Genomic DNA, 9,859 nt, shown 5'->3' on the forward strand with positions numbered 1-9,859 from the left:
GCACCCTCGGCCCACCCAGTCCCATCAGCCGCATCCGAGAACGCCTTGCACCGCCCATCAACCGACAACCCCCGCTGCCGCGAAAACTCCACGAAGAGCCCAGGCGCTGCCATGACGGTGACGCCGCCGGCCAGAGCCAGGTCGCACTCGCCCCGCCGCAGCGCCTGCACCGCCAAATGCAACGCCACCAACGACGACGAACACGCCGTATCCACCGACACCGCAGGACCCTCAAGCCCCAACGCATACGACACCCGACCCGAGCTGAAGCTCACGACCCCGCCGGTCAGGAGGTCACCTTCCAGTTCGGCCGAGGAGACGTCGACGTCCCGGGTGTAGCCGCCGTCCCAGGCGCCGACATAGACGCCGGTGCGGCTGCCGCGCAGGCTGCGCGGGTCGATGCCCGCCCCCTCCAACGCCTCCCACGACGTCTCCAGCAACAACCGCTGCTGCGGATCCATCGCCACCGCCTCACGCGGCGAAATACCGAAGAACCCCGCATCAAAATCCCCCGCACCATGCAGAAAACCACCCTCACGGCAGTAGGTACGGCCCACGGCGCCGGGGTCGGGGTCGTAGAGGCCCGCGACGTCCCAGCCGCGGTTCTCCGGGAAGGGCGACACCGCGTCCGTCCCCGACTCCACCAGATCCCACAGGTCCTCCGCCGACTCCACCCCACCCGGGAACCGGCACCCCATCCCCACGATCGCAATCGGCTCGTGCGCCCGCTGCTCTGCCTTCTTCCACCGCGTGGTGGCGCGGTGGAGTTCCGTGGTGGTCCGCTTCAGGTAGGCGCGGAGCTCCTGCTCGTCAGCCATGCTTTCGTCACCCCGTGGTGTTTCGGATGGTCGGTGTCGGTGGGGGCGGTTCAGAACCGCTCGTCGATGAACGCGAAGAGCTCTTGGTCGTCGGCGGCGTCGAGTGTGTCGCTCACCTCGTCGGCCTCCGGGTCTGCAGGGTCGCCCGTCGTGCCGTTGAGCCGGTCCCACAGTCCGGTCAGGGTGGCGAGCCGATTGGTGATCTCGTGCCGTGCCGTGCCGTCAGGGAGGGCGGTGTCCAGCCCGCCCGGTTCCGTGAGGCGGGTGAACAGCTTTTCCAGGCGGTCCAGTTCGGTGGTGAGGGAGACGTCCCCGCTCTCCGCGGGAGTGTCCGGGGCGAGATGGGTGTGCAGGTGCTCGGCGAGGGCGGCGGGGGTGGGGTGGTCGAACACCAGGGTGGCGTTGAGCCGGAGCCCCGTGACGGCGGTGAGGCGGTTGCGCAGTTCGACCGCCGTGAGGGAGTCGAAGCCCAGCTCGCGGAAGTTGCGGTCGGCGGCGAGCTCGCCGTCCTCCCCGTAGCCGAGCACGGCGGCCGCATGGGCGCGTACGGCGTCCAGGACGGTCGCCCGCTGTTCCGCCGGGGGAAGCTGCGCGATCCGGTCGCCGAGTGTCGTGTCCGCCGTCCCCGTCGCCGTGTCCGGCTGTGCCGTCGCCGAGGCCGGGAGGGAGCCGCGCCGCGCGTTCCGTACCAGACCGCTCAGGAAGGGCGGCACCTTGCCCTGGTGCAGCGCGTCCCGGTTGACGCGGATGGGGACCTGGAGGGCTTCGTCCCAGCGCTGCGCCTCGTCGAACAGGGCCACGCCTTCGGCGTCGGTCAGGGGCAGGATGCCGCCGCGGGCGAGCCGTCGGCGCATGTCCCCCTGGTCCAGGTGTCCCGCCATGCGGCTGTTGCGGGCCCACAGGCCCCAGGCGAGGGACAGGGCGGGAAGCCCCGCCCCGCGCCGGTACTGCGCGAAGGCGTCGACGAAGGCGTTCGCCGCGGCGTAGCTGCCCTGTCCGGGGCTGCCGAACAGCGCGGAGGAGGACGAGTACAGGACGAAGGCGGACAGGTCGAGGTCCCGGGTCAGCTCGTGGAGGTTGAGGACCGCGTCGACCTTGGGCCGGAGGACGGTGTCCAGGCGCTCCGGGGTGAGCGAGAGCAGCGTTCCGTCGTCCAGGACGCCGGCGGTGTGCACGACGGCGCACAGCGGGTGCGCGGCCGGGATCGTGTCGATCAGGACGGCGAGCTGGTCGCGGTCGGCCGTGTCACAGGCCCGTACGGTCACCTCCGCGCCGAGTGCGGTGAGTTCCTGCACCAGCTCGTCCGCGCCCTCGGCTTGCCGGCCCTGGCGCCCGGCGATGACGAGGTGGCGTACGCCGTGTTCGCCGACCAGGTGACGGGCGACGGCGCTGCCGAGCGTTCCCGTGCCGCCGGTGAGGAGCACGGTGCCGTGGGCGTCGAGGGCGGCCGGCAGGGTGAGGACCAGCTTGCCGGTGTGCTTGCCCTGGCTGAGCGTGCGGAAGGCGCGCCGGGCCTGGCGTATGTCGTGGACGGTGAGGGGCAGCGGTTGCAGGACCCCGGACTCGAACAGTTCCAGCAGTTCGGTCAGCATGTCGCCGACGGTCTCCGGGCCCGCCTCGACGAGGTCGAACGGCCGGTAGAGGGTGCCGGGGTGGCTCTCGGCGATGGCACGGGGGTCCCGAACGTCCGCCTTGCCCAGCTCCAGGAAGTGGCCGCCTCGGGGCAGCAGGCGCAGCGAGGCGTCGACGAAGTCCCCGGCGAGGGAGTTGAGGACGATGTCGACTCCTTCGCCGCCGGTCGCCTCCAGGAACCGGTCGGCGAAGTCCAGGGTGCGGGAGTTCGCAATGTGCCGGTCAGGCAGGCCGAGGCCGCGCAGGGTGTCCCACTTCGGGCTGCTCGCCGTGGTGTACACCGTCAGGCCGAGGTGCCGGGCGAGCTGGAGCGCCGCCATGCCGACGCCTCCCGTGGCCGCGTGGATCAGCAGGGACTGGCCGGGCCGGGCCTGGGCGAGCCGGTTGAGGGCGTAGTGGGCGGTGAGGAAGACGGCCGGGACGGAAGCGGCCTGTGCGTACGACCAGCCGTCCGGGATGCGGGCCACCATGTGGTGGTCGGCGACGGCGTAGGTGCCGAGGCCGCCGGTCCACATGCCCAACACCCGGTCTCCCGGGGCGAAGCCGGTGACGTCGGGACCGGTCTCGGTCACCACGCCGGCGCCTTCGGCACCCATGACGCCGTCGCCCGGGTACATGCCGAGCGCGATGAGCGTGTCGCGGAAGTTGAGGCCGGCTGCCCGTACGGAGACGCGTATCTGGCCGGGCAGCAGCGGCGCGAGGGTGTCGGGTGCCGGTTCGAGGCGCAGCCCTTCCAGGATGCCGTCGCCGCGGGTGCCGAGCCGCCAAGCGGCGGCGCTCGCGGACGCCGTGGCGGCGTCCGCGTCCGCGTCTGCGTCTGCGTCAGTGACGGCGTCTGCATCAGTGACGGCGTCGGGCAGTTGGAGGGTGTCGGACGTGGCCGGGCCCATCTCCGTCAGGCGGGGCGTGTGGACGTGCGCGCCGCGGACCGCGATCTGCGGCTCTCCGCAGGCGAGTGCCGCGGCCAGCGCGCTGCCGTCGACGGTGTCGTCGTCCGCGCCCAGGTCGAGCAGCACCATCCGGTCGGGCTCCTCGGACTGGGCGGAACGCACCAGCCCCCAGGCGGCGGCGGCCGCAGTGTCCCGCACCGTCTCGCCGGGGTCGACGGCGACGGCACCGCGGGTGACGAAGACCAGCTTCGAGGGCAGCCGGCCGGCGTCCTTCAGCCAGGTCTGGGCCGCCTCCAGGGTGGCGCGCAGGATCGTGCGCACGGTGCGCGGGTCCGGGGCTCCCGGGAGATGCGGGAGCGGGAGGGCGACGGCGTCCGGGGCGGCACCGCCCGTGGAGCAGGCCTCGAACAGTGCTTCCAGGTCGCGGTACGCCTCGCACGCGATCCCGGCGCCGGTCAGTGCGCTGGTCAGTGCGCCGGTCAGTGCGCTGTGGTCGTACCCGACAACGGCCCAGTGCTGGAGGGGCGCGGAGCTCGGCTCGGTCTGCCTCTCCCACACGACCCGGTACAGGGAACCGCTCGCCTTGTCACCGCGCCTGCCGGGGCCGTGCGCGCCGGCCCGCTCGGCCAGCTGCTCGGCGGGTACCGGACGCACGACGAGCTCGTCGACGGCCAGCACGGGCCTTCCTTCTCCGTCGGCGCAGACCAGGCGCACGGCCTCCGCACCGACGGGCGAGACGGTGACGCGCAGGCGGTCCGCGCCGGGGGCGTACAGGCGTACTCCGCGCACGACGAACGGCATCCGCGCCTGGCCGTCGTCGGGGAAGAACCCGCCCAGGCTCATGGCCTGGAGGGCGGCGTCCAGCAGGGCCGGGTGGATGTCGTGGGCACGCGCTTCGCCGGCGACCGGTCCTGGCAGTGCGACCTCCGCGTACACAGTGTCGCCGTCGCGCCAACCGGTGCGGAAGCCCTGGAAGGCGGTGCCGTAGTCGTAGCCGCGCTCCGCGAAGGCCGCGTAGAAGGCGGCGGGGTCCGGGACGCCGACCGCCTTCGCCCCGGCCGGTGGCCATACGGCACCAGGCGCCGGCCAGGTGTCCGGTCCGTCGGCGCCCGGAGCGTCGGTGGTCCGGGTGGCGGCCGGGATGACGGTGGCCTGGGCGTGCAGGGTCCAGGGCGACCGCGGTGGGACGCCCGTATCCCGGGAGTGGACAGTGACCGTGCGGTGGCCCTCCTCGTCGGCGGGGCCGACCTGGACGCGCAGGTCCACGCCGTCCGTGCCGGCGCCGGGAAGCACCAACGGTGTCTGCAGGGCGAGTTCGCCGATCTGTCCGCACCCGGACTGGCCGCCGGCCCACAGGACCAGGTCGACGAAGCCGGTGGCGGGCAGCAGGACCGTGCCGAGCAGGGCGTGCTCGGCCAGCCAGGACCGGGTGTCCGTGCCCAGCCGGGCCGTGTAGACGTGGCCTGCGGAGTCGGGGAGTTCGACGCCCGCGCCGAGCAGGGCGTGGCCGGCGTCTGCCAGCCCGACGGAAGCCGGGTCACCGCGCCGGGCGGGCGCGTGGTACCAGTAGCGCTGCCGCTGGAAGGGGTACGTGGGCAGGTCGACCCGCCGCGCCTGCGGGCCGTACAGCGCCTCGGCGTCGATGTCGACACCCTGGGCGCACGCGGAGGCGAGCGCGAGGGCGAAGTGCTGCGTCCCGCCCTTGTCCCGGCGCAGGGTGTGCAGGACCGGGGCCGAGGAGCCGACAGCGGCGACGGTCTGCTCCAGCGACACGGCCAGCATCGGGTGCGGGCTGGTTTCCAGGAACGCGTCATGGCCGTCGGCGAGCAGCGCACGGGTGGCCCGCTCGAACTCCACCGGCTCACGCATGTTGCGGTACCAGTACGCGGCGTCCAGCTCGGCGGTGTCGAGCAGACCGCCGGTGACGGTCGAGTAGAAGGGGACGTCGCCGGACCGAGGGGCGACCGGGGCCAGTTCCCGCATCAGCCGCTCGTGCAGGGCGTCCACCTGTGCGGAGTGGCCGGCCGTGTCCACGCCGGGGATCGCCCGCGCGTGCACGCCGTCGGCCTCCAGCTCCGCCAGCAGGTCCCGCAGCGACTCGGGGTCGCCCGCCACGGCCGCCGTACCCGGGCTGTTGACGGCCGCGACCGACAGCCGGTCGCCGAACCGCGCCAGCCGGGCGCGTACCTGGTCGGCGGGCAGTGATACGGCGATCATGCCGCCCTTGCCCGCGAGGGTCAGCCACGCCTGGCTGCGCAGCGCCACGATCCTCGCGGCGTCCTCCACGGAGAGCCCACCCGCGACACAGGCGGCGGCGATCTCACCCTGGGAATGGCCAATGACGGCCGAGGGCCGTACTCCCGCGGCGCGCCAGCAGGCTGCCAGCGACACCATCATGGTGAAGAGCACGGGCTGGACGACGTCGACCCGGCTGAGCGACGGCGCGCCCGGCACCTGCCGGAGCACGTCCAGGACCGACCAGTCGAGGAACGCGCTCAGTGCGGCGTCGCACGCTTCGGCGGACTCGCGGAAGGCGGGCGAACGGTCGAGCAGCCCTTCGGCCATGGCGGGCCACTGGGAGCCCTGACCGGGGAAGACGAATACCGTGCCATCCCCTGGACCGGCGTGGAAGTACGCCACGGACGGGTGCTCCTGCCCGCGGGCGAGGGCGTGCAGGGCCTGGAGCAGCGTGTCACGGTCCGCCCCGCCGACCACGGCCCGGCGCTCGAACCGGGACCGGGCCGTGAGCAGGGTCAGGCCGATGTCCTCGGGGCGGATGCCGGGGTTGTCGAGGAGCGCGGCGCGCAGCCGGTCCGCCTGCGCGTGCAGGGCGGCCTCCGAACGGGCGGAGAGCACCAGCGGTGCGACGCCGTCCGGTTCCGATCGTGGCTGCGACTCGGCCCGCGGCTCACCTCGCGGCTCCGTCTGCGTCTGCGTCTGCGTCTGCGTCTGCGTCTGCGTCTGGGCACGGTCGAGCGGGCGCGGGGCCTCCTCGATGAGGACGTGCGCATTGGTGCCGCTGATGCCGAAGGCCGACACCCCGCCGCGGCGCGGTGTGTCGCCCTCGGGCCACGCCACCGGCTCGGTGAGGAGCGCGACCGTACCGGGCGACCAGTCGATGCGCGGGCTCGGCTCGTCGACGTGCAGAGTCCGCGGCAGGGTGCCGTTGCGCAGGGCGAGAACCGTCTTCATCACCCCGGCGACACCGGCCGCGGCCTGCGCGTGCCCGATGTTGGACTTCACCGAGCCGAGCCACAGCGGCCTGTCGGGCATCCGGGACGCGCCGTACGTCGCCTGGAGGGCCTGGGCCTCGATGGGGTCGCCGAGCGGGGTTCCGGTGCCGTGGCCCTCCACGACGTCGACGTCCTCGGCGCGCAGTCCGGCGTCGGCGAGCGCGTCGCGGATGACCCGCTGCTGAGAGGGGCCGTTGGGCGCGGTGAGGCCGTTGCTGGCACCGTCCTGGTTGACGGCCGCCCCCCGGACGACGGCCAGCACGGGATGATCGAGCCGCTCCGCGTCGGACAGCCGCTCCAGGAGCAGCACCCCCGCACCCTCACCGAGGACAACGCCGTCCGCAGCACCGGCAAAGGCGCGCGACCGGCCGCCGGGCGACAGCACTCTCTGGCGCGAGAACTCCACCAGCATCTCGGGCGTGGACATCACCGTCGCACCGCCCGCCAAAGCCATCGCGCACTCACCACGGCGCAGGGCCTGCACGGCCAGGTGCAGCGCGACCAACGAGGCCGAGCAGGCCGTGTCCACGGTCATGGCCGGGCCTTCGAGGCCGAAGACGTACGAGATCCGGCCGGACATCACGCTCGCCGAGTTGCCGGTGCCCAGGTAACCGTCGAAGCTTTCCTCGCCGTTCTGGAGGAGGCCCAGGTAGTGCTGGCCGTTGGTGCCGACGAACACGCCGGTGCGGCTGCCGCGCAGCTCGGACGGGGAGATCCCGGCCCGCTCGAACGCCTCCCACGAGGTTTCCAGCATCAGCCGCTGCTGCGGGTCCATCGCCAGCGCCTCACGCGGCGAGATACCGAAGAAGGCCGGGTCGAAGTCCGGTGCCCCGTGCAGGAACCCGCCTTCCTGGACATAGGTGCGCCCACCCGCCTCCGGGTCGGTGTCGTACAGCTCCCCCAGGTTCCAGCCCCGGTCGTCGGGGAATCCGCCGATCGCGTCGCCCCCGTCCCGCAGCAGTCGCCACAGCTCCTCGGGGGTGGACACACCGCCGGGGAAGCGGCACGCCATCGCCACGATGGCAATGGGCTCGGAGTCGTGGACGCGCCGGGCGGCGGGCTCGGCGACCGGCACGACGGCGCCGCCGACGGCGGCGTCTCCCAGCGCATGCTCCCGCAGATGGCGCGCGAGGGCGGCCGGGTCGGGGTGGTCGAAAATGAGGGATGCGGAGAGCGTCAGGCCGGTGGCCGTCCTGAGTCGGTTGCGCAGTTCGACGGCGGTCAGGGAGTTGAAGCCCAGGTCCTTGAACGGCTTCCTGGCGTCGACCGCTTCGAGCGAGGGTTGGCCAAGCACGATCGCCGCCTGGGTGCGTACCAGCCGCAGCAGGCCCCTGAGTTGCTCCTCTTCGGACTTGCCCGCGAGCAGCCGAACCACCTCGGGGGCGTCAGGACCGTCGGAGCCGTCGATGCCGTGCGTCGCAGCAGCGCCCGTGTCCGGCCCGGTGCCGCTGTCCGCGGCGGCCCGGAGTCCGCGGGTGCCGAGAAGCTCGTCGAAGAGCGCGGACGGCCGTACGGCCTCACGAGCAGCGGCGAACCGCTCCCAGTCCACCTCGGCGACGGCCGCACCGCTCGCGCCTCGTCCCACGGCACGGACGAGCGCCTCCACGGCGCGCCGGGGGTCGAGCGGGGTGAGTCCGGCCCGGTACATCTCGGCGACCACCGTCGACGGCGCGGCCGAAGACCCACCGGCCGCTTCGGGAGCCTCATGCCACGGTGTCCAGGCGAGCGAGGTGACCGGCAGACCCCGGACCCGCCGCTGTTCGGCGAACGCGTCCAGATGGGCCGTACCGGCCGCGTAGCCGCACTGCCCAGGACCGCCCCACACACCGGCTACGGAGGAGGAGACGACGAACGCGTCGAGTTCCGTGCCCTCCAGCAGGGCGTCCAGCCGGTCCACCAGGTCCGTCTTGGTGCGCACCGCTCGGGCGAACGCTTCCGGGGTGGTCTCGGACAGCGCGCTCAGCGGTACCGCCGGCGGAACGGCCAGCACTGCGACCGGCGCCTGGCCGGCAATCAGCGCGCGCAGAGCGGCGTCGTCCGCCACATCGCAGGGCACCACGCTGACGCGCGCTTCCCCATGAATCCCGTCGGCACCTTCGTCGGGGATCCCACTCGGGAGGGAAGCAGCCGGACCGGCGATGACGACGTGCTCGGCGCCGCCGGCGAGCAGGCCCCGGGCCAGCGGCTCCGCCGCCTGAGCGACCTCCCCGACCACCAGTACCGTGCCGCGGGGCTGCCAGTCACGCGCAGCCGGATCAGCCGTGGCACGCACGAGCCTGCGGCCGTAAACGCCCGAGCCGCGAATCGCCAGCTGGTCCTCGCTGCCGGGGCACGCCAGAACAGCGGCCGCACGCAGGAAGGACCGTGCGTCCGGACCGGCCGCGGAGCGGTCGTCGTGGTCGGAGCGGTCGTCGTCGGCGCGGAAGTCGAGCAGTCCGCCCCAGGTGTGGGGGGACTCCAGAGCCGCCACCCGGCCGAGGCCCCAGATCTGCGCCTGCTCGGCGGACGGTTCCTCCCTGGGCAGCGCGCTCACCGCGTTCCGGGTGAGGGTCCAGAGGCGGACACCGAGGTCGGCGTCGTTCACCGCCTGGATCAACGTGAATGTCGCGGCCACGCCGAACGAGAGACCGGTTGGGTCGGGGTGTGTCCCCTCGGACAACGCGAGGAGCGAAACGACGCCCTGAAGCGGAGCACCGGTCGGCGCCTCGGCCGCCTCCACAAGCAGCGCACCCATGCGGGAACGGTCGGCGGCCGGATCCATGGCCAGCGTCATGACCTCGGCACCTCGCCCGGCCAGAGCGCGGGCCATGCCGTCCGCCGTCTGCGTCACGAACGGAGACTCCTGAGGCAACTCCGGCAGGAGCAGCAGCCAACGCCCCGAGAGCCGCGCCCCGCTCTCGTCGTCACGCAGCGCCTTCCATGACACGCGGTAGGTGAGGTCGTCAGTGCTGACGCGTTCGGCCGATTCGAGCCAGTAGTGCTGGCGTTGGAAGGGGTAAGTCGGCAGATCGATGCGGTCGGCTGCGATCCCGTGCCCGGTGTATGCCGCCTTCCAGTCAACAGACACACCGCGGACGAATGCCTCCGCCATCGACGTCCACAACCGACGCAGGCCACCCTCACCACGCCGCAACGTGCCCACCGCCACCACATCATCCCGCCCCGCACGAGCCGCGAGCTCCTCCACCCCAATCGTCAACACCGGATGCGCACTGGCCTCCACAAACACACCAAAGCCATCACCCAACAACGCATCAACGGCCTCGTCGAAACACACCCGCTGCCG

At 72.9% G+C, this 9,859-nt stretch carries 2 protein-coding genes; both read right to left on the minus strand.

From position 1 onward, the window contains the following. Window positions 1-818 (minus strand): beta-ketoacyl synthase N-terminal-like domain-containing protein (locus tag ACGFML_RS38040; RefSeq protein WP_393550525.1); only part of this gene is annotated, 818 nt, incomplete at its 3' end. A 50-nt stretch (window positions 819-868) separates the two neighbouring features. Further along, window positions 869-9,640, minus strand: coding sequence for an SDR family NAD(P)-dependent oxidoreductase (locus ACGFML_RS38045; protein WP_393550527.1), 8,772 nt, complete (start codon window positions 9,638-9,640; stop codon window positions 869-871). Window positions 9,641-9,859 lie beyond the last annotated feature (219 nt).

It is taken from the genome of Streptomyces sp. NPDC048650 (genome assembly GCF_043199095.1).
Classification (GTDB): Bacteria; Actinomycetota; Actinomycetes; order Streptomycetales; family Streptomycetaceae; genus Streptomyces.